The sequence below is a fragment of the Candidatus Methylopumilus planktonicus genome (assembly GCF_006364715.1).
GTDB classification, from domain to species: Bacteria; Pseudomonadota; Gammaproteobacteria; order Burkholderiales; family Methylophilaceae; genus Methylopumilus; species Methylopumilus planktonicus_A.
The window spans coordinates 511,659-532,411 of the sequence record NZ_CP040984.1; the positions used below are offsets into that span (position 1 = coordinate 511,659).

Annotated in this window: 19 protein-coding genes; 9 read left to right on the forward strand and 10 right to left on the reverse strand. The window is 37.5% G+C overall.

Annotated elements, in window-relative coordinates; translation table 11 throughout:
• Positions 1 to 4 precede the first annotated feature (4 nt).
• Both FIT63_RS02875 and FIT63_RS02880 read right to left on the reverse strand, forming a co-directional pair.
• A complete protein-coding gene (locus tag FIT63_RS02875) occupies positions 5 to 865 on the reverse strand; it encodes a DUF58 domain-containing protein (protein WP_140006477.1) in 861 nt (286 codons plus the stop codon).
• Between the two features lie 5 nt (positions 866 to 870).
• Complete coding sequence (locus FIT63_RS02880) at positions 871 to 1,887, reverse strand: AAA family ATPase (protein ID WP_140006478.1); 1,017 nt, start codon at positions 1,885 to 1,887, stop codon at positions 871 to 873.
• Between the two features lie 160 nt (positions 1,888 to 2,047).
• On the opposite strand from FIT63_RS02880, the gene fabA reads away from it, so the two are divergent.
• Together fabA and fabB are read left to right on the forward strand one after the other, a co-directional pair.
• Entirely contained in the window at positions 2,048 to 2,563 is a 516-nt protein-coding gene (gene fabA, locus FIT63_RS02885) for a 3-hydroxyacyl-[acyl-carrier-protein] dehydratase FabA (protein WP_140006479.1), read from the forward strand.
• 24 nt (positions 2,564 to 2,587) lie between these two features.
• Positions 2,588 to 3,820 (forward strand): beta-ketoacyl-ACP synthase I, encoded by a 1,233-nt coding sequence (fabB, locus tag FIT63_RS02890; RefSeq protein WP_140006480.1) that lies wholly within the window; start codon positions 2,588 to 2,590, stop codon positions 3,818 to 3,820.
• Here the strand turns inward: fabB and FIT63_RS02895 are convergent.
• Positions 3,817 to 4,185, reverse strand: a complete 369-nt coding sequence (locus FIT63_RS02895; RefSeq protein WP_140006481.1) for an Mth938-like domain-containing protein — start codon at positions 4,183 to 4,185, stop codon at positions 3,817 to 3,819. The genes fabB and FIT63_RS02895 overlap by 4 nt on opposite strands.
• A gap of 106 nt (positions 4,186 to 4,291) precedes the next feature.
• Here FIT63_RS02895 and FIT63_RS02900 point away from each other — a divergent pair, with 106 nt between their 5' ends.
• The 5 genes from FIT63_RS02900 to FIT63_RS02920 are packed head-to-tail and all read left to right on the forward strand — an operon-like array spanning position 4,292 to position 9,546.
• The gene (locus FIT63_RS02900; RefSeq protein ID WP_140006482.1) at positions 4,292 to 5,518 is read left to right on the forward strand and encodes a pyridoxal phosphate-dependent aminotransferase; all 1,227 of its coding nucleotides are present in this window, start codon (positions 4,292 to 4,294) and stop codon (positions 5,516 to 5,518) included.
• 13 nt (positions 5,519 to 5,531) lie between these two features.
• Positions 5,532 to 6,827: a homoserine dehydrogenase gene (locus tag FIT63_RS02905; RefSeq protein WP_140006483.1), complete on the forward strand. Its 1,296-nt coding sequence runs from the start codon at positions 5,532 to 5,534 to the stop codon at positions 6,825 to 6,827.
• 7 nt (positions 6,828 to 6,834) lie between these two features.
• Positions 6,835 to 8,259 carry a threonine synthase gene (gene thrC, locus FIT63_RS02910; RefSeq protein ID WP_140006484.1) on the forward strand — a complete coding sequence of 475 codons (1,425 nt, stop codon included), beginning with the start codon at positions 6,835 to 6,837 and terminating at the stop codon, positions 8,257 to 8,259.
• A gap of 4 nt (positions 8,260 to 8,263) precedes the next feature.
• Positions 8,264 to 9,058, forward strand: a complete 795-nt coding sequence (locus FIT63_RS02915) for a thymidylate synthase (RefSeq protein WP_140006485.1) — start codon at positions 8,264 to 8,266, stop codon at positions 9,056 to 9,058.
• 26 nt (positions 9,059 to 9,084) lie between these two features.
• A complete protein-coding gene (locus tag FIT63_RS02920; protein ID WP_420886441.1) occupies positions 9,085 to 9,546 on the forward strand; it encodes a dihydrofolate reductase in 462 nt (153 codons plus the stop codon).
• Here the strand turns inward: FIT63_RS02920 and FIT63_RS02925 are convergent.
• From FIT63_RS02925 to gnd, 4 genes are all read right to left on the reverse strand, one after another.
• Positions 9,539 to 11,779, reverse strand: coding sequence for an arginine/lysine/ornithine decarboxylase (locus tag FIT63_RS02925; RefSeq protein ID WP_046487832.1), 2,241 nt, complete (start codon positions 11,777 to 11,779; stop codon positions 9,539 to 9,541). The genes FIT63_RS02920 and FIT63_RS02925 overlap by 8 nt on opposite strands.
• A gap of 9 nt (positions 11,780 to 11,788) precedes the next feature.
• The gene (dcd, locus tag FIT63_RS02930) at positions 11,789 to 12,355 is read right to left on the reverse strand and encodes a dCTP deaminase (protein WP_028817874.1); all 567 of its coding nucleotides are present in this window, start codon (positions 12,353 to 12,355) and stop codon (positions 11,789 to 11,791) included.
• Between the two features lie 82 nt (positions 12,356 to 12,437).
• Entirely contained in the window at positions 12,438 to 13,913 is a 1,476-nt protein-coding gene (gene zwf, locus FIT63_RS02935; RefSeq protein ID WP_140006487.1) for a glucose-6-phosphate dehydrogenase, read from the reverse strand.
• A 24-nt stretch (positions 13,914 to 13,937) separates the two neighbouring features.
• A complete protein-coding gene (gene gnd / locus FIT63_RS02940) occupies positions 13,938 to 14,846 on the reverse strand; it encodes a phosphogluconate dehydrogenase (NAD(+)-dependent, decarboxylating) (RefSeq protein WP_140006488.1) in 909 nt (302 codons plus the stop codon).
• A gap of 153 nt (positions 14,847 to 14,999) precedes the next feature.
• Between gnd and pgl the strand changes: the two genes are divergently transcribed.
• Positions 15,000 to 15,677, forward strand: a complete 678-nt coding sequence (pgl, locus tag FIT63_RS02945) for a 6-phosphogluconolactonase (RefSeq protein ID WP_140006489.1) — start codon at positions 15,000 to 15,002, stop codon at positions 15,675 to 15,677.
• Here pgl and apbC read toward each other — a convergent pair.
• Positions 15,674 to 16,762 carry an iron-sulfur cluster carrier protein ApbC gene (gene apbC / locus FIT63_RS02950; RefSeq protein ID WP_140006490.1) on the reverse strand — a complete coding sequence of 363 codons (1,089 nt, stop codon included), beginning with the start codon at positions 16,760 to 16,762 and terminating at the stop codon, positions 15,674 to 15,676. The two genes, pgl and apbC, sit on opposite strands and share 4 nt — an antisense overlap.
• An 83-nt stretch (positions 16,763 to 16,845) precedes the next feature.
• On the opposite strand from apbC, the gene metG reads away from it, so the two are divergent.
• Complete coding sequence (gene metG / locus FIT63_RS02955; protein WP_140006491.1) at positions 16,846 to 18,879, forward strand: methionine--tRNA ligase; 2,034 nt, start codon at positions 16,846 to 16,848, stop codon at positions 18,877 to 18,879.
• Here metG and pyrF read toward each other — a convergent pair whose 3' ends face one another.
• A complete protein-coding gene (gene pyrF, locus FIT63_RS02960) occupies positions 18,880 to 19,581 on the reverse strand; it encodes an orotidine-5'-phosphate decarboxylase (protein WP_140006492.1) in 702 nt (233 codons plus the stop codon).
• On the reverse strand, positions 19,581 to 20,753 hold the full coding sequence (gene lapB / locus FIT63_RS02965) for a lipopolysaccharide assembly protein LapB (RefSeq protein ID WP_189342342.1): 1,173 nt from the start codon (positions 20,751 to 20,753) through the stop codon (positions 19,581 to 19,583). The genes pyrF and lapB overlap by 1 nt, the downstream gene beginning before the upstream one ends.

Below are 20,753 nucleotides of genomic sequence, written 5' to 3' on the forward strand. Positions count from 1 at the left end.
AATCTTAGGCGCCCACAAATTGATTAAAGTATTCAGTCATTTTATTGGCATCGAAATGTTCGTCCACAAAAAAAGGTGGAATATCAAAATTCATAAAAGATTTTGTAATGGCGGCGCGTCTTTTTTCAAATGAATCTATAATTTTTTCTTTCAATTCTTTTCTTAAAAAAAGTGTATCTTTTTTGCCACTCTCAGGATCAGTGATGGTCACAATACCAAAATTAGGTAAGTTGATATATTCTTTCTTATCCCATAGCACGATAGGAACGACATGATGCCTCATAAGATTCGATAAGCAATTTTCCAAATCAACTTCTGGTATATGAAAGTCTGAAATAAAGAAAATAAGCGCACGCTCTCGCGGCATGTATTGATAAAGATCTTTGATTGCTCTGTTTGATTTATTTGTTGATGTAAATTTTTTAAGTTCATTGATGAGCGTCATTGCATGTTGTGATCTAAATGAAATAGGCGCCAACCAATCCTCTCTAATTTCATCATCAAAACCTACAAGCCCTAAAGCATCATGACGATCAATCGCTGAATGTGCAATGGATTGAGCGACTTCGGCCGCAAGATTAATTTTTTTATTTTTGCCACCAAAATTCATACTGGCAGATAAGTCGCACACAATCATGACGGGTGTTGCACTTCGCTGATTAAACATTTTGACGTAAATCTCACCTAAGGGATCTCGAATTGATTGACGAATGTCAATTCTTCTTGGATCTGGATATGAGAGAAGTGTTGTATAACCGGCGAACTCAATACCCATACCTCTTTGGTTACTTTTGTGACGACCAGGATGCTTGCCTTTAGATTTCCAACTGATGTGGTAATCAAATAGTGGAGTTACTTGTGTCATCTTGTTTAGGGTGCTTTAATAACGTTCAAAATGCCATTGGTTAAATCCCGAGCAATTACAGTTCTTCGCATTTCATAAACAGGATTAAATACGAGTCGATGTGCAATGGTTTCGTGGAATACTGCATGAATATCAGTTGGAGTCACAGAACTCCGTTCATTTAACCACGCGTTAACTCGAGCTGCTCTCATCATCATCATCATTCCTCTAGGGCTTGATCCCGATATCATTAATCGATTCATATCAAGATCAGGTATCTTAATCCCATAATCAGCAGGACTTTTTGTTGCTTTCCATAGATTCAGTGCATACTTTTTAAGTGCATCTGTTGCGGTAATTTCTTCTTGAATTGTCTTGGCTATATCTTTCAACTTATCAAACTTTAGTAAACTAGGTTTAACTTCACTTACAAGATTGTCAGCATCATGAAACCTTGTTTCAAAAATTAAACTTTTCATCATGTCATCATTTTTAGGGATGAGTATTGGAATCTCCATCATAAATCGATCACGTGCGGCAGAAGGAATTTCAAAAGTTTCCTCACGTTCTACTTGATTTCTGTCTGCGAACACAATCATGTGCGGAAAGTAATGTTCCTTATTAAATGCTGAGAGTGTTCTTTCAGCCATAATTCTTAAAAGTAAGGAATGAACTTGCGGCCTTGCTCGGTTAATTTCATTAAAGAAGAAAATAGATAAATCACTACCAGACATTAAAATAGGGCCGGGGGTTACATGTGGCTTACCATCTTCACCAAGATAGGTATGATAAATAAGATCGTTTGGCATAAGGTCAATCGTACCTTCAATACGTTGATAACCCCCACCAATGGCGCGCGTGAAAGCTTTAAGTAATGTTGTTTTTCCAACACCCACGTCACCTTCTAGAAGAACGTGACCACGTGCAAAAATTGAAGTGGTAATCAGCCTTACAGGACGCTCTTGTCCTATAACAACTTTATTAATTTCTGTTTCAAGTTTGACTGCAAGCTTTCTCCAGTCGGCCAGATTTTGGTCGCTCATTATGGAATCCCTAATAGATGAAATTGTTTGTTGAGTGTTTTACTATGCTTTTCATATTAGCGTAATAATTTATCAGGGTAAATAGATAAAAACACGATAAAATAGTTGCGTCGCAAAAGAATATTTCCACAATTTTTATTATCTACTGCTTATAAATTCAATGTCTAAAAAAAATAGCTATACAAAAGAAGAGCTTTTATCTTGTGGTCGAGGGGAGATGTTTGGGCCAGGAAATGCTCAACTTCCACTGCCCCCTATGCTTATGTTTGATCGCATCGTAGCTATCACAGATGATGGTGGCGAATTTGGCAATGGACAAATTATTGCTGAACTAGATGTCAATAAAGACCTTTGGTTCTTTGGCTGCCATTTTGAGGGTGATCCTGTAATGCCTGGCTGCCTTGGACTAGACGCTATGTGGCAATTGGTCGGTTTTTATCTAGGTTGGAAGGGTGGCTTAGGTCGGGGCCGCGCACTGGGTGGCGGTGAAATTAAGTTTACAGGCCAAGTCTTACCTACAGCTAAAAAAATTACCTATGCTATTGATTTAAAGAGAGTAATTATGCGTAAACTCATTATGGGCATTGCTGATGCTAAAATGTCAGTCGATGGTCGGGAGATTTACCATGCTAAAGATTTGCGTGTCGGTTTATTTACGCGTACTGATAATTTTTGATCGTTATTTAAGGGGAGGCGACGCATGACCCGTCGTGTTGTTGTTACTGGATTAGGGATTGTATCTAGTCTAGGTAATAATAAAAAAGAAGTTCAAGATAGCTTATATCATGCTCGCTCTGGCATCTCATTCCAGCCAGATTATGCTGCCATGGGATTACGCTCACATGTTGCAGGCTCCATCAAAAACCTTAATCTTGAAGAATTAATCGATCGAAAATTATTTCGCTTCATGGCGAAAGGTCATGCCTATGCCTGGCTCGCTATGCAAGAAGCGATCGCTGATTCAGCTTTGTCCGAAGCTATGGTTTCAAATATACGTACCGGTTTGATTGTGGGCGCGGGCGGCGCTTCACATGAAAGTATTTTAGAAGGTATAGACACCGTACGAGAAAAAGGTATTCGACGTGTAGGGCCTTACATGGTCACAAAAGCAATGGCGAGTGGCGTTTCAGCATGTCTTGCAACGGGTGCCAAAATTAAGGGTGTGAACTATGCGATTACCTCGGCATGTTCAACCAGTGCTCATTGTATTGGTGCGGGTATAGAACAAATTCAGCTAGGCAAACAAGATATTATTTTTGCAGGCGGTGCCGAAGAAGAGCATTGGACACTTTCATTTATGTTTGATGGTATGGGAGCTCTTTCAAGTAAATACAATGAGACTCCAGAAAAAGCCTCACGGACTTATGATGTAAATCGAGATGGTTTTGTGATTTCAGGTGGCGGCGGCATTTTGGTTCTAGAAGAGTATGAGCATGCAAAAGCACGTCATGCGAAAATTTATGCAGAAGTCGTAGGTTACGGCGCGACATCTGATGGGTATGATATGGTGGCACCAAGCGGTGAAGGTGCTGAACGATGCATGGCTCTGGCACTTCAAGGAATCGACCAAGTCGATTATATGAATACACATGGCACAAGCACCCCTGTGGGTGATGTCAAAGAACTTGAAGCGATTCGTGCTGTATTTGGGGATAATAAATATGGCCCTATGCCACATATCGCGTCGACCAAATCCTTATCTGGTCATGCATTAGGTGCAGCTGGAGTCAATGAAGCGATCTATAGTCTTATCATGATGGAAAATAAATTTATTGCGCCATCAGTTAATATTGAAGAATTAGATCCTTTAGCTAAAGGCCTTCCTATTGTGACAAAGCGTATTGATAATATTGAAGTGAAAACAGCTATTTCAAATAGCTTCGGTTTCGGCGGTACAAACGCTTCCCTTGTATTTTCGACAAAAAACCTTTAAAGCATAAGCGCCAGCAATACTTTACGTTCTTCGTTTGCCAAAATATTGTAGGTTCTGCATGCCGATTGATTGCTCATAGATTCAATAGCTATATTTTTCTTTGAAAAATATTCCAAGAGTTTTGGCTCAAGATGTTCTTGTGTATTGCCAGTACCCAATAAAATAATTTCAATATCTAAAGATTCGATAGCTTCAAAACTATTCTCTTTCATATCTTTGATGGTTTTGACTGACCATTCAAGAAAAAGTCGATCAGGGGTCATAATTAAACTTGATTCGTGGCGCGTTTGATTGACTTCCACCCAGTTTAAATCGTACCCCGTAATGAGATTTTTGTTATCAGATTGAATTAAGTGAAATTTCATAACATCGTGTTTTTAAAGAAATAAATTAAACCAAAACCCTCTCATTTGTTGGCGGAATGCGCGTTCACAAGGTAAGATATCATATATTCAAATATAGGTAATTAAATTGGCTCAGCTTAAAAAATCATCGAAATTAAATAACGTCTGTTATGACATTCGCGGACCTGTTCTAGCGCACGCTAAAAAAATGGAAGAAGAAGGGCAGCGCATTATCAAGCTTAACATTGGTAATCCAGCCGCCTTTGGATTTGAAGCGCCTGAAGAGATTGTGCAAGACGTGATTCGGAATATGGGTAAAGCATCCGGCTATACAGATAGCAAGGGGCTTTTTGAGCCAAGAAAATCTATCATGCATTACACACAGGAAAAAAATATTCCAAATGTGGATATTGATGATGTGATTATTGGTAATGGCGTTTCAGAGCTTATCGTGATGTCGATGCAGGCATTGTTAGATAACGATGATGAAGTATTGATTCCCATGCCAGATTACCCGCTATGGACTGCAGCTGTTACATTGGCGGGCGGAAAACCTAGACATTATTTATGTGATGAAGCTTCAAACTGGTACCCAGATCTTAAAGATATCGAAAGTAAAATCACAAGTAAAACAAAAGCGATTTTAGTAATTAATCCAAACAATCCAACAGGCGCCCTTTACCCAAAAGAAATTTTAGAGGGCGTTATTCAAATTGCAAGGAAACATAAACTTGTTGTTTTTGCAGATGAGATTTACGATAAGGTGATTTACGACAAGAAGAAACATATTTCAATTGGATCTCTTGCAGATGATATTCTTTTTGTAACATTAAACGGCTTATCAAAAAACTATCGTGCATGTGGTTATCGTGCAGGGTGGTTAGTCGTGTCAGGAAATAAGAAAGAATCTGCAGATTATATTGAAGGTCTTAACATGTTAGCTTCCATGCGTTTATGTGCAAACGTTCCTGGACAGCTTGCAATTCAAACTGCTTTGGGCGGATACCAAAGTATTGATGATCTTGTCGCCCCCTCAGGACGACTCTTCAAGCAAAGAGAACTTGCCTACGATATGCTTGTTTCGATACCAGGTGTGACATGCGTTAAGCCAGAGGCTGCGATGTATCTATTTCCTAAATTAGATCCAAAAATATATCCAATTAAAGATGACCAAGAATTTATTTTAAAATTATTGATTGATAAAAAAGTCTTGTTAGTTCAGGGCACAGGATTTAATTGGAAAGATCCTGACCATATAAGAATTGTATTCTTACCCAATGAAGATGATCTTAAAGAGTCAATTAATCGTATTGCAGATTACCTTGAAAACTATAAAAAAAATACTGCGCACTAGAAAGCTATAGCCGATGAAAAGAATGAATATAGGTTTATTAGGTATTGGCACAGTGGGGGGTGGTGTATTTGAGCTTTTAAAATCAAACATTACCGAAATACAGCGTAAGACAGCGACTGATATGAAAATTATCGCTGTGGCAGACAAGGATATTGCGCGCGCAAAAAAAATCGTAGGAAGCTTTATTGAAGTGACCGACGACCCATTTAAGTTAGTGGCGGATAAAGAGATCGATGTCATTGTTGAGCTTATTGGCGGAACAACCATTGCAAAAGATTTGATTATTAAAGCCATTGAAAATAAAAAACATGTCGTAACAGCAAATAAAGCATTACTCGCAAATTTTGGCAATGAGCTATTCGAATTAGCCAAAAAGAATAATGTCACCTTAGCATTTGAAGCATCAGTAGCGGGTGGTATACCTATTTTAAAATCAATTAGAGAAGGTTTAGCTGGAAATAAAATCGAGTGGGTCGCGGGTATTATTAATGGCACTACTAATTTTATTTTGACCGAGATGCGTGAAAAGGGTATTACATTTGCAGAGGCCTTATCTGAAGCACAGTCTTTAGGTTTCGCTGAATCAGATCCTACCTTTGATATTGAAGGTATTGATGCTGCACATAAATTAACAATTCTTGCTGGATTGTCTTTTGGTATTCCAATGAGCTTAAAAGATGTTTATGTGGAAGGTATAACGACGCTTGAGCAAAAAGATATTCAATACGCTGACGAATTGGGTTATCGCATTAAATTATTAGGCATCGCTAAGAAAAGAGATAAAGGTATTGAATTAAGAGTGCACCCAACTTTAATTCCAGAAAAACGTTTAATTGCTAATGTAAATGGCGTAATGAATGCCGTTGTTGTTAAAGGTAATATGATAGGGCCAACACTTTATTATGGGGCTGGTGCTGGAGCCCTTCCAACAGCAAGCTCAGTGGTTGCTGACCTTATTGATATTTCTAGATCATCTCATGTGCCACCTCATGGCTTCGAAGATAATAAGATTGATAAGATTCCCATCTATAAAATTGATGATGCGATCAGCGGTTATTATTTAAGAATTAGAGTTTCAGATAAGCCAGGTGTTTTAGCTGAAATTACAAAATTATTTGGTGATAAGAAAATTTCAATTGATGCAATGCTTCAAAAAGAACCGAAAGAATATGAATCTGAAGCTGACATTGTCATATTAAGTCATTTAGCTGTTGAGAAAGATATCAATGTTGTGATTCATTCTATTGAATCCTTGTCAGCTACTATTGGGAATGTTATTAAAATTAGATTAGAAGAGCTTAGTAAATAAAGGTTTTATGAAATATATTTCAACGCGTGGACAATCGAAACCACTTTCTTTTTCAGAGATTTTGTTAGGAGGTCTTGCCCCTGATGGCGGCTTGTACCTTCCAGAGACTTACCCAAAATTTTCAGCCCAAGATTTAAATAGCATGCAAAGCATGACCTATCCTGAGCTTGCTTTTCACATTATTTCTAAATTTATAGATGACATACCGAAAGATGATTTAAAGGCGATTATCAATAAAACATATACAAAAGAAGTATATGCATTTTCAAGACCACAGCAAAAAGCTGATGACATTACACCTATTTTAAAGGTTCAAGATAACTTATATATTCTTTCACTTTCAAACGGACCCACACTGGCATTTAAAGATATTGCAATGCAGTTACTCGGTAATCTTTTTGAGTATGTGCTTCAAAAAGAAAATGCTGAAATTAATATTCTCGGGGCAACATCAGGGGATACAGGTTCAGCTGCAGAGTATGCAATGCGAGGTAAAAAAGGTATCAATGTCTTTATGTTGTCACCTTACCAAAAAATGAGCCGTTTTCAAGCAGCCCAAATGTTTAGTATTCAGGATCCTAACATTTTTAATTTAAGTATCAAGGGTGTTTTTGATGATTGCCAAGATATTGTAAAAGCCGTTTCTAATGACTTAAATTTTAAAAGAGATTTTAAAATTGGCGCGGTGAATTCAATTAATTGGGGAAGAATTTTAGCGCAGATCGTTTATTACTTTAAAGGGTATCTTGCTGTTGCAAAGAATAATGAAGAAGTCAGTTTTACAGTGCCTACAGGTAATTTTGGTAACATCTGTGCAGGCCATATTGCCCGCATGATGGGGCTTCCTATTAAGAGACTTGTGGTAGCTACAAACGAAAATAATGTTTTAGATGAATTCTTTAAGACAGGTATGTATAAGCCGCGAGACTCACAGAATACCTTCCATACATCAAGCCCTTCCATGGACATATCCAAAGCATCAAATTTTGAACGTTTTATTTTTGATTTAATTGGACGAGATAGTAAAAAGTTAAATGCATTATGGAAGTCAATCGATCAAGGTGGTAATTTTGATTTAAATCAAGAAGGTGTTTTTGAAAAAATCCAAGCTTTTGGTTTTACATCATCCTCAAGTACACATAAAGAACGTATTCACTATATTAAAGAAATCTTTAATCAATATAAAATTATTATCGATACACATACGGCAGATGGATTTAAAGCGGCCTATGAGCATACAGACGAGAATGTCCCAATGATTGTTCTTGAGACAGCTTTGCCCACTAAATTTGAAGATTCTGTTGTAGAAGCGATAGGTCAAAAACCTGAAAGACCAGAATCATTAAAGCATTTAGAGGATCTTCCGCAAAAGTTTGAGATTTTTGATAATCAAGTGGATCAAGTTAAAAAATTCATTAGGCAAAACGTTTAAGACCATGAAGCAATATTTAGACTTACTGAATCACGTTAAAAATCATGGTGACGTCAAACATGACCGAACAGGCACAGGGACTATGTCTGTGTTTGGCTATCAAATGCGTTATGACTTATCAAAAGGCTTTCCTCTACTCACTACTAAAAAAGTCCACTTAAAGTCAATTATTCATGAGCTTTTATGGTTTTTAAGTGGCAGCACAAATATTAAGTACTTAAAAGATCATGGTGTGAGCATTTGGGATGAATGGGCTGATGAAAATGGTAATTTAGGCCCTGTCTATGGCTTCCAATGGAGAAGCTGGCCTACATCTGACGGAAAGCATATTGATCAAATTACAGATCTCATTGAATCGATCAAAAAGAATCCAGACTCAAGGAGACTCATTGTGTCTGCTTGGAACGTTTCGGAAATTTCTAAAATGAAATTACCCCCTTGCCATGCATTTTTCCAATTTTATGTTTCGAATGGCAAGTTATCTTGTCAGCTTTATCAAAGAAGCGCAGATATATTTCTGGGTGTCCCTTTCAATATAGCTTCTTATGCACTCCTTACGATGATGGTAGCGCAAGTATGCTCATTAGAGCTTGGTGATTTTGTGCACACATTAGGTGATGCTCATATTTACTCTAATCATATGGAGCAAGTGAATGAACAATTATCAAGAACACCTAAAACTTTACCTCGCATGAAAATTAATCCTGAAGTTAAAAGTATTTTTGATTTTAAATTCGAAGATTTTGTTTTAGAAGATTATGAACCTGATCCCGCGATTAAAGCGCCTGTCGCAGTCTAGTGTTTAGGTTATCTATTATTGTTGCAATGAGTTCTAACCATGTCATTGGTGTCAACAACACCTTGCCATGGCATTTAACTGAAGATCTAAAGCATTTTAAATCTTTAACAACAGGCCATACCATTATCATGGGTCGAAAGACATATGAGTCTATTGGCCGTCCTCTTCCTCACCGACGAAATATCGTAATTAGTCGAGATACTGAAACGACTTATGAGGGTGTTGAAGTTGTTCACAGCATCGAGGATGCTTTTTCTATTTCAAAGAATGATAACGAAGTCTTTGTTATTGGCGGTTCAAATATATATAAACAAGCGCTAGACTTAGTCGATCATCTGTATGTTACTGAGATTAAGAAAAGCTTTACAGGAGATGCTTTTTTCCCTGAGATTGATAAAGAAAAATGGACTGAATTTTCAAGAGAAGATCATGTGACAGCCGATGGCCTTGAGTTTTCTTTTGTAAGTTACCAAAAAAATACTAAATAGAAACACAGTCTACAAAGTAGTGCGCTTTGCCATCAATCTTTTGTTTCACTAATCCATGATTGTCTGTTTCGAATCCAGGAAATTTTTCATTAAAATCTCTCGCAAACTTTAAATAGTTCACAATAATATTATTAAAGCGCTCGCCAGGAATTAAAAGTGGTATGCCAGGCGGATAAGGAGTGAGTAGAACTGCTGTAATTCTGCCCTCTAGATCATCAATCGCTACACGTTCAATTTCTTTATGGGCCATTTTTGCAAATGCATCTGCAGGTTTCATTGCGGGTACCATATCCGAGAGATACATTTCTGTTGTAAGTCTTGCAATATTATGTTTTTTGTAAATTTCATGAATTTGTGTACATAAATCTCTAAGTCCGATGCGCTCATAACTTGGTTGTTTCTGAATAAACTCAGGCAACACTTTCCATAAAGGTTGATTCTTGTCGTAATCGTCTTTGAATTGCTGAAGAGCAGCAACAAGTGTATTCCAGCGACCCTTAGTGATACCAATCGTAAACATAATAAAGAATGAGTAGAGCCCAGTTTTTTCAACAATAACTCCATGCTCTGCCAAATACTTTGTAACAATAGATGCGGGTATCCCAAACTCTAAAGAAAACTCTCCATCAACATTAAGTCCTGGAGTAATAATAGTTGCTTTAATAGGATCAAGCATATTGAAGCCATCAGCGAGATCACCAAAGCCATGCCAATGATCATTAGCATTTAACATCCAAGCATCTCTATCTTCAAGACCTTCATCTGATAAATCGTTAGGGCCCCAAACTTTAAACCACCAGTCAGATCCCCATTCAATATCTACTTTTCGCATAGCGCGTCTAAAGTCTAGCGCTTCCATTAATGACTCTTCAACAAGAGCCTTGCCCCCAGGTTCTTCCATCATTGCCGCTGCAACATCGCAACTTGCAATAATTGAATATTGTGGACTGGTAGAGCTGTGCATAAGAAATGATTCATTAAAGACTTCACGATCGAGTTTATTTTTTTCTGCATCTTGGACGAGAATTTGAGATGCTTGACTTAACCCTGCTAAAAGTTTGTGTGTCGATTGTGTTGAGAAGATTAAGCTATCTTTGCAGCGCGGACGATCAGCACCAATTGCATGATAATCACCATAAAAATCGTGAAATGTTGCATGAGGCAACCAAGCTTCATCGAAATGAAGTGTGTCAATTTTTCCATCTAACATTTCTTTAATCTCTTCAACGTTATAAAGAATGCCATCATAAGTGGATTGTGTAATGGTCAATACACGAGGTTTATCTTTTTTGTTAGTGATGAATGGATTTTTTTGAATTTTATCTTGAATATTTTTCCATTCAAATTCTTTTTTAGGAATAGGGCCAATAATACCGAAGTGATTTCGAGTTGGCATTAAGAAGATTGGAATAGCGCCTGTCATAATAATAGAATGCAGTACTGATTTATGACAATTACGATCAACAATTACAATATCACCAGGAGCAACTGTTGAATGCCAAACCATCTTGTTCGATGTCGATGTACCGTTTGTAACAAAGTATAGATGATCAGAATTGTAGATTCGCGCTGCATTTCTCTCTGAAGCACCTACAGGGCCTGTATGGTCGAGTAACTGTCCTAACTCGTCAACTGCATTGCATACATCAGCTCGCAGCATATTTTCACCGAAGAATTGGTGAAACATTTGACCAACAGGTGATTTTAGAAAAGCTACACCACCTGAGTGGCCAGGGCAATGCCATGAATAAGATCCGTCACCTGCATAATGAGTGAGTGCTTTAAAAAATGGCGGGGCTAGGCTATCTAGATATGTTCTTGCTTCTCGGACAATATAGCGCGCAACGAATTCTGGCGTATCCTCGTGCATATGAATAAAGCCATTTAACTCTCTTAAAATTTCATTTGGGATGTGACGACTTGTTCTAGTTTCACCGTGTAGAAATATTGGAATTTCTTCGTTGCGATATCTTATTTCATCTACGAAATTTTTTAATTGCTGAAGTGCGGTTTGATTTTCTTCGACAAATTCTTCATCATCAATCGATAGAATAAACGCAGAAGCTCGACTTTGTTGTTGAGCAAATGATGTTAAGTCACCGTAACTTGTAACACCTAGTACCTCAAAATTTTCTTTCTCGATCGCTTTTGCTAAAACTCTAATACCAAGTCCTGACGAATTTTCGGATTTAAAGTCTTCATCAATGATGACTACGGGAAAGTTAAATTTCATGTTAACCCTTTATATTTTAGGTAATGTTACTCCTACTTGGCCTTGGTATTTTCCACCACGATCCTTGTAGGATGTTTCACATACTTCATCGGACTCAAAGAATAGCACTTGAGCGCAACCTTCGCCTGCATAAATTTTTGCTGGAAGGGGGGTTGTATTGCTAAATTCTAAAGTTACATAACCTTCCCATTCTGGTTCGAAGGGGGTCACGTTCACAATAATGCCGCATCGGGCATATGTTGATTTACCTAAGCATATAGTGAGCACACTTCTTGGGATTCTGAAATACTCAACAGTTCTTGCAAGTGCGAATGAGTTAGGCGGAATGATGCAATAATCACCGTTAAATTCAACAAATGAATTAGGATCGAAATTTTTTGGGTCTACTATAGTGCTATTAATGTTGGTAAATACTTTAAATTCATTAGCGCAACGAATGTCATACCCATAGCTGGATGCGCCATAAGACACAATTTTTTGATTATCTTTCTCGCGAATAAGCTTAGGCTCAAATGGCTCAATCATGCCATGTTCTTCAGCCATCTTTCTTATCCATTTATCTGATTTTATCGTCATAATTTTCTTGTCTTAAAAAAGAAAAATCCCGTTTGCACAATCTTGACGCTACGGGATTTCCAATAATTTAAATTTTATTACTTTAGAGCTTATTTTCACCGATTTCAATACTCTGACGCCAAAATTGTTCAGGCTTGTCAAAAATGATTTTGGATTCAGCAGGGTCAGGACTTCCAGCAGGGTAGGTAAAAACCGGGCTCTTATCTTCATTCCAGGCTTTAATCACAGGATCAAGGAGCCTCCAGGATGCTTCTACCTCGTTAATATGCAAGTATAACGATTGATCACCCTGCATGAGATTTAGGAGAAGTGACTCGTAAGCATCTACACTTTCATCACCTGTAATTCTATTCGGAGCATCCATAGCGACTGTTCTTACTTTAGTATCGAGTCCGGGAATTTTCGTTTGAATTTCAAAGCGAGTAAATTCTTTAGGTTGAATACTAATGACGAGCCAGTTATCGGCTTGATCGGGAAGTGAAAGGGGTGATTTTTTAAATTTAATCGCTATAGCAGTATCAGATGCGTGAAGACGTTTTGCTGTCCGGACATAGATAGGTACACCCTTCCATCTCGGTGTGTTGATGTAGAACTTCAGTGCTGCATAAGTTTCAACCACACTTGTCGGATCTTCTAATTCTTCTAAGTAGCCTTTCACTTCCTCACCATTGACTTTTCCGCGTCCATACTGTGCTTTAAAAGTGTGTTTTTTAAGCTCATCAAGTGGAATGGGTGTAATCGATTCAAGCACCTTAATTTTTTCAGCACGTATATGTTCAGGGCTTAATGTTAATGGTATTTCCATCGTGGTTAATGCAAGCATTTGCATAAGATGACTTTGAATCATATCTCTTAGGGCACCTGTCGCATCATAAAATTTAGTTCTCTCGCCGACACCAAGCGTTTCATTATTAGTAATTTGGATATGATCAATGTGTTCATGTGTCCAAAGTGGATCAAATATATGATTTGCAAAGCGGGTCAGCAGAATATTTTGTAATGCAGATTTGCCAAGGTAATGATCGATACGATAAATTTGTGTTTCTTTTAAATGCTTTGTAATTGATTTTTGAAGTGCTTGTGCTGTTTCTAAGTTAGTGCCAAATGGTTTTTCAATAACAACACGACGCCAGGCTTTGCTTTCATCTGTTAAGCCAACGCCTGCAAGTAAATCAACAATAGACGCAAAGTCAGATGGTCTAACGGATAAAAAGAAAGCTAAATTTTGTGGGAAAGTTGATGCATCAGAAAGTCTTTCGCTAAGCCGTTTAAAAGCATTTTCATCATCAGGAGGATTCGCGTGATAAAAATTTCTAGCAATAAAACGGTCAAAAACTTTTGCGTCATAATTTTTTTTAAATTTAATATCAAGCATCGACTTGATGTCATCTCGCCATGCTGATTCTTTAACGTCAGATCTTCCAACAGAGAGAATTTTTATTTTTTCAGGGAGTCTACCTAGAGAATCAAGCCTAAAAAGACCTGGAATAAGTTTTATTCTAGAAAGGTTTCCGCTTGCACCGAAGAGGACTAGGGTGCAGTCATCAATTTTTGTCATAGATAATTTGAGATGATATAAAAGTTATTTAGTTTTTTTTACTACATGACCACCAAATGCATTACGCATAACTGATAGCAATCTATAACCATAACCTTGTTTTTCTTGGCTTCTGAATCTTACTTGTAATGCAAGCGTCAGCACAGGTGTTGGAATACCTTGCTCGATGGATTCAACAACAGTCCATCTGCCTTCACCTGAGTCAGCGACATAAGGAGCAACTTCATCGAGTGTTTGATCTTCTTTAAGGGCGTCTGCGGTTAAATCTAACAACCAGCTTCTTACCACTGAGCCATGTTTCCATAATTCTGTAATTTGCGCTAAATCGAGTTTAAATTCACTTTTCCCTTTAAGGAGTTCAAGGCCTTCAGCAAATGATTCCATCATGCCGTATTCGATACCATTGTGAATCATTTTAGTGAAGTGACCCGAACCTACAGGACCTACATGAGCCCAGCCACGATCTTCGTGCGCCAATGCTTGGAGAATAGGTTTCATGGTTGCTGCAACTTCTTCTTTTGCCCCTACCATTAAGCAGTAGCCATTTGCTAAACCCCAAACGCCTCCTGATGTTCCACAGTCCATAAAGCCAATACCTTTTTCTTCAAGGAATTTACCGATACGCTGAGAATCTTTGTAATTTGAATTACCACCATCAATAATAATGTCGCCTTTATTGAGCATGGGGATGAGTTCATTGATTTGCTCTTCGGTAGGGTTACCTGCTGGCACCATAAGCCATACGATTTTTTGACCGTCTAATTTTGTTAAAGCATCAGCAACTGAAGTTGCACCAATCATTTTTGCTTTTTCTTCTAGCATTTTTACAACTTCTGCACTTCGGTCAAAGCCTACAACAGAAATACCTTTTTGAATGAGACGAGTAGCCATATTGCCACCCATTTTTCCGAGACCAATCATTGCTAATTTCATTTTTTTACCTTTTTATGGAAGATTTGTCATTACTTAATCTTTTGGATTAAAGCAAATTAGTTTAAAGTGCGATACAAGTTAAATTATATCAAACGCAAGCCCCTTCAAGGAATTGATTTCGATATAAAATCTTCATTATTTTGAAAGATTTTCATGAGTTTAAAAAATACTAAATGGCAATCATTTGAAAGCCAAGTTTCCCTTGATCAGGCAGCTATGGATAGGGTTGAAAGGCTTGCTGAGGCTTCAATTAAAGCACGAGGTCAATTCCATCTTGTATTGGCAGGAGGCTCAACACCTAAAAACGTCTATACACTGCTTAAAAACATCAGCGCAGACTGGCATAAATGGCAGATCTACTTTGGCGATGAGCGTTGTCTAGAACCAAATCACCAAGAGCGAAACAGCACTATGGCGTTTGAAGCATGGCTTAATCATGTCGATATACCTGCGCAAAACATTCACGTGATTCCTGCTGAACTTGGACCGGTTGAGGGTGCTCATTTATACAATAAGACATTAAGCCAGCTAGGTGATTTTGATTTGGTTCTTTTAGGGCTTGGCGAAGACGCCCATACTGCAAGCTTATTTCCCGGGCATAGCTGGGATAACAGTTTAGATGCTTTAGCGGTCTTTGATGCACCTAAACCACCCTCATTAAGAATATCAATGTCTCCTGCACGTTTAAGCCGATCTAAATCTGTACTTTTTTTAGTAAGCGGAATAGAAAAACAAACGGCGATAAATCAATGGAAGGCAGGAGATGCAATACCCGCAAGTACTGTCACTTGCAATGATGGTGTAGATGTATTTTGTTTTAACGTAAGCTAGGTTTTTTGAATCACAATATTTGGGAACTTATTGCTGTAATCTTGAGCGAGTTTAGATACCTTAATTGCTGTTAAACGAGCAATTTTCTTGTAGGTTTTTGCAGCACTACTTTCAGGCTCCGCCACTACCATTGGGTTACCACTATCAGACTGTTCTCTAATTTTAATATCCAAAGGCAAGCTTCCTAAAAGAGATACACCATAATCTTTACACATTTTTTCGGCACCACCTGATCCAAAGATATGTTCCTCATTGCCACATTTTGAACAAGTGTGCATGGCCATATTTTCTACAATACCAATAATTGGAATATTTACTTTTTCAAACATTTTTAATCCGCGTCTAGCATCAAGAAGGGCAATATCCTGAGGTGTTGTGACGATAATGGCACCTGTTACAGGCACTTTTTGAGACAAGGTAAGCTGAATATCGCCGGTACCTGGCGGCAGGTCGACTACAAGGTAATCAAGATTATCCCATCTTGTTTCTTTTAAGAGCTGCTCAAGTGTGCTTGTCACCATAGGGCCACGCCATACCATAGGTGTTTCTGTATCAACCAAGAACCCAATCGACATAGCTTGAATATTGTGAGCCATGACGGGCTCCATAGATTTGCCATCTTTACTTTCTGGTTTGGTATATATCCCTAACATTTGTGGCTGGCTTGGGCCATAAATATCAGCATCTAAGATGCCAACCCGAGCACCTTCGGCTGATAAAGCGAGAGCAAGATTGACAGCAGTAGTAGATTTTCCAACACCACCTTTACCTGAGGCGACAGCAATAATATTTTTAACGCCAGGAATAAGAGCGATACCTTTTTGCGCTGCATGGGAAGTAATCTTAAAATCAACCTCAATTTTTAAATTGATTTGAGGTAGTGCTTTTTGAATTTGAGTGGCAATTAAATCTTTAACGTCATTCAGTTGGCTTTTAGCAGGATAGCCAAGCAAGACTTTGATATCAACATCATTATCTTTAATTGAAATGCTCTTGATAGATTTATCATTAACGAGGCTGTCGTTTGTATTCGGATCAACAACGTCCTTTAATAGATCTTTTATTTGTTCTTCTATGTAAGCCATGAGGCTGTAATTTTAACCTATCTTAGTTAAGGCGTCATTTGATAGAATAGGGACTTAGTTAAATCGATAAAGTTTCTCAATTCATGCGAAAGCTCTTAATTACATCAGCCTTGCCTTACGCGAATGGAAGCATTCATTTGGGCCATTTAGTTGAATATATCCAAACTGATATTTGGGTGAGATTCCAAAAGATGCAAGGCCATGAAGCTTACTATGTATGTGCTGACGATACGCATGGAACACCTATTATGCTTAGGGCTGAAAAAGAAGGAGTTACGCCAGAAGCGCTTATAAAAAAAGTGCATATAGAGCATTCAAAAGACTTTTCTGATTTCTTTGTTAATTTTGATAACTTTTATTCTACAAACTCTCCTGAAAATCTTGAGCTATCTCAAACTGTTTATAAAAAACTTAAACAGAACAACAAGATTTATACGAAAACGATTGAGCAATTTTACGATCCTGCGAAAGCAATGTTTTTACCTGATCGCTTTATTAAAGGTGAGTGTCCAAAGTGTCATGCCAAAGACCAATATGGTGATTCATGTGAAGTTTGCGGTGCAACATATGTACCTACAGAATTAATTAACCCAACATCTTCTGTGTCAGGTGCAGTGCCTGTCAGAAAAGAAACAGAGCATTACTTCTTCAAGCTTTCAGAGTGTGAATCATTTTTAGCCGACTGGACATCTTCTGGAACGCTTCAAAAAGAAGCCGCTAATAAAATGAAAGAGTGGTTTAAATCAGGCCTAGCCGATTGGGATATCTCAAGAGATGCACCTTATTTTGGCTTTGAAATTCCAGATGCACCTGGTAAATATTTTTATGTATGGCTCGATGCCCCAATTGGTTACATGGCGAGCTTTAAAAAACTCTGTGAAGATAAGAAAATAAATTTTGACGAGTTCTGGAATGCAGATTCAAAAACAGAGCTCTATCATTTCATTGGAAAAGATATTCTTTATTTTCATGCTCTATTTTGGCCCGCAACACTAGAATTCTCAGGCTACAGAAAACCTACTAAGATTTTTGCTCATGGCTTTCTTACAGTTAATGCAGAAAAGATGTCTAAATCACGCGGCACTTTCATAACCGCCCGAAGTTATTTAGATCATATTAAAAATCCAGATTATCTTAGATATTATTATGCAGCTAAATTAAATAGCACAATGGAAGATATTGATCTTAATTTGGATGATTTCTTATCTCGCGTGAACAGTGATCTCGTAGGTAAGTTTATTAATATCGCAAGTCGAACATCAGGATTTATTCATAAGTATTTTGAAGGTAAGCTTTTCCTTGATGATTCAAAAACCGACCAAGAGCATATTTCTATTTCGCAAAAATGTAAGGATATAGAAAATGAAATTAAAACTTGTTTTGAAGCAAGGGAGTATGGTCGTGCGGTTCGTGAAATTATGCGTGTAGCAGATATTACAAATGAGTACGTGAATACAAAAGCTCCTTGGACACTTGCAAAAGATGAGGCGCAACATAAACCTGGCTCAGAATTACATATTATATGTAGCCGAAGTCTTGAAGCCTTTAGAAGACTTTCTATTTATCTCACACCTATACTTCCAAAGCTTACGAAAGATATCGCAATATTCTTTAATGAAAAAGAATTCGCGTCGCTTAAAGATATTGATAAGAAAGATATTACTGTCAATGAGTACCAACATATATTAACTAGAGTTGAAAAGAAAGATATCGACATGATGATTGAATCAAATAAAGAATCGCTAGACAAGCATACTGAACCCCCGAAAAAGGTAGAAGACAATCAATCAACTATTTCGATAGATGATTTTATGAAGATTGATTTAAGAGTGGCACTTATTAAAGAAGCCTCTTTTGTAGAAGGTGCTGATAGTCTTCTTAAGCTAACTCTAGATATTAACGATGGTCGGTTAAGACAAGTTTTTGCAGGGATCAAATCAAAATACAATCCTGATCAGCTTGTTGGAAAATTAACTGTTATGGTTGCTAATTTAAAGCCAAGACAAATGAAATTTGGTTTATCCGAGGGTATGGTGTTAGCCGCAAGCAATGAATCTGAGGGACCGTTTGTTTTATATCCAGATCAAGGTGCTAAACCTGGTATGCGTATTAAATAATTAACTTTGGTTAATTTCTAGATAAATCTTTTCTAAAGTTTTTGACGGATTTTCTGATTGAGTAATAGGCCTTCCAATCACTAAGTGACTTGATCCAGCCTTAATGGCTTCATAAGGCGTCATAGTTCTTATCTGGTCATTCGCGACATCATCCGTCATTCTTATACCTGGCGTTACAAATAAAAATGATGAGTTAAAGTGATTTTTCAGAAATGATAAATCTTTAGCTGAGCAGACAATACCACTAAGCCCACTTTTTTCTGTTAACTTCGCAAGACGCAAAACCTGATCTTCTAAATTTCTAGATACACCAATTTCTTCTAAAGTTTTTTGTTCCATACTTGTTAATACTGTGACCGCAATAAGAAGAGGTGATTGCTTGGCTTTATTTACACCCTCTAGAGCAGCCTCTAACATCATACTTCCTCCTGAAGCATGAACATTGATCATCCATACTCCTAAATGGCTTGCAGCCTCACATGCTTTTTTAACCGTGGTAGGAATATCGTGAAATTTAAGATCTAGAAATACTTTGAAATTCTTACTATGCAGATATTCGATGAGAGCAGGGCCAGTTGCAGTGAATAATTCTTTTCCGACTTTAAGATTACAATGTTCTTGATTAAGTTGCGAAACTAATGACTTTGCATCTGCAAGATTTGCATAATCGAGTGCTACGGTAACTTTATGGGCTGCTGCCATTAACTAATTTCATTCATCTCAGTAGGTTCTGATGGAAGTGCTTCCCAAGCGTTACAGGCAGGACATTGCCAATGATGTTGCTTGGCTTTAAAGCCACAGCCGCTACATGTAAATAAACGTCTATTACCAATAGCATTTCGAACAGTTTGTTGAATAAGCTGAATATCTTGTTCCTTTTGCTTACTATTCATAGCGCGTGCTTGAAATAATTGATCCAAGGCTTGGAGGCTTGGTTTTCTTATAAGCTCTTTTCGTGCAAGTTCTTCAGCCATTTCAGAGCCTTCTAATTTTAATGTCGCTTCATAGATCACATTAAGTAATGATCTTAATTTGTAATTTTCAAAATAAAGATTTAGGAGCGATAAACCTTCTTCAGGTTTTTTGAGTTTTTCAAATGAATTAAGTATTTTAGATGCTACAAGACCTAGAGACTCTGGATCTTGAAACTCAATTTTTTTCCAGTAATTGATCGCTTTATTATGTTCACCATCTTCTGCATCTAAATCTCCGAGTAGGATATTTGCACGAACGCACTTTTTATGAGCATTGAGTGCGTCATTCAGTGATTTAAAAGCTGACTTCTTGTCTTTATCTAAAATCCCATCAAGTGCAATCTCGCAGTGGTAATGACTAATTTGTAATCTAAATGATACGCCTGATTCTTTTTCTAATTTTGTCGCCATCTTGATTGCATTTTGCCATTCACGTTCTTTCACGTAAATTTCTAAGAGCGCATTAGATGCATATTGTTTATATTTGCCAGATTCTAACTTTAAGAATAATTCTTCAGCGCGATCAAATAAGCCAGCTTTAAGATAATCTTGCGCTAATTCTGCTTTGACGGATTCTTCTTGGGCTGGATTAAGATCGCGATTTTCTAATAAATCTAAGTGCATATTAATAGCTCGATCTATATGGCCTATACGTCTTAAGATGCTGCCTAAAGCAAAGTGCAGCTCAAGTGATTCATTGTTAATACGAACTGCATCCATAAAAGCATCCACTGCTTTTTCGTATTGGTTAGTAATTAGATAGTTAAGACCTTTAAAGTAGGTCGCAGGAAGGCTCGTAGATTCTTTCATGAGCTGTTTAATATCAATGCGAGCGGCTACCCATCCTAATGCAAAGAAGAAGGGGATAACAAGGAGCCACCAATATTCGAATTGAATCAT

Excerpts from the sequence above, each read along its gene's own strand:
- fabA (WP_140006479.1), top strand. The coding sequence starts at position 2,048 with ATGTCTAAAAAAAATAGCTATACAAAAGAAGAGCTTTTATCTTGTGGT.
- FIT63_RS02895 (WP_140006481.1), bottom strand. The coding sequence starts at position 4,185 with ATGAAATTTCACTTAATTCAATCTGATAACAAAAATCTCATTACGGGG.
- FIT63_RS02925 (WP_046487832.1), bottom strand. The coding sequence starts at position 11,779 with ATGAAATTTAACTTTCCCGTAGTCATCATTGATGAAGACTTTAAATCC.
- metG (WP_140006491.1), top strand. The coding sequence starts at position 16,846 with ATGCGAAAGCTCTTAATTACATCAGCCTTGCCTTACGCGAATGGAAGC.
- lapB (WP_189342342.1), bottom strand. The coding sequence starts at position 20,753 with ATGATTCAATTCGAATATTGGTGGCTCCTTGTTATCCCCTTCTTCTTT.
- gnd (WP_140006488.1), bottom strand. The coding sequence starts at position 14,846 with ATGAAATTAGCAATGATTGGTCTCGGAAAAATGGGTGGCAATATGGCT.
- FIT63_RS02875 (WP_140006477.1), bottom strand. The coding sequence starts at position 865 with ATGACACAAGTAACTCCACTATTTGATTACCACATCAGTTGGAAATCT.
- FIT63_RS02880 (WP_140006478.1), bottom strand. The coding sequence starts at position 1,887 with ATGAGCGACCAAAATCTGGCCGACTGGAGAAAGCTTGCAGTCAAACTT.
- pyrF (WP_140006492.1), bottom strand. The coding sequence starts at position 19,581 with ATGGCAGCAGCCCATAAAGTTACCGTAGCACTCGATTATGCAAATCTT.
- apbC (WP_140006490.1), bottom strand. The coding sequence starts at position 16,762 with ATGGCTTACATAGAAGAACAAATAAAAGATCTATTAAAGGACGTTGTT.
- zwf (WP_140006487.1), bottom strand. The coding sequence starts at position 13,913 with ATGACAAAAATTGATGACTGCACCCTAGTCCTCTTCGGTGCAAGCGGA.
- FIT63_RS02920 (WP_420886441.1), top strand. The coding sequence starts at position 9,085 with ATGAGTTCTAACCATGTCATTGGTGTCAACAACACCTTGCCATGGCAT.
- dcd (WP_028817874.1), bottom strand. The coding sequence starts at position 12,355 with ATGACGATAAAATCAGATAAATGGATAAGAAAGATGGCTGAAGAACAT.
- fabB (WP_140006480.1), top strand. The coding sequence starts at position 2,588 with ATGACCCGTCGTGTTGTTGTTACTGGATTAGGGATTGTATCTAGTCTA.
- thrC (WP_140006484.1), top strand. The coding sequence starts at position 6,835 with ATGAAATATATTTCAACGCGTGGACAATCGAAACCACTTTCTTTTTCA.
- FIT63_RS02905 (WP_140006483.1), top strand. The coding sequence starts at position 5,532 with ATGAAAAGAATGAATATAGGTTTATTAGGTATTGGCACAGTGGGGGGT.
- FIT63_RS02915 (WP_140006485.1), top strand. The coding sequence starts at position 8,264 with ATGAAGCAATATTTAGACTTACTGAATCACGTTAAAAATCATGGTGAC.
- pgl (WP_140006489.1), top strand. The coding sequence starts at position 15,000 with ATGAGTTTAAAAAATACTAAATGGCAATCATTTGAAAGCCAAGTTTCC.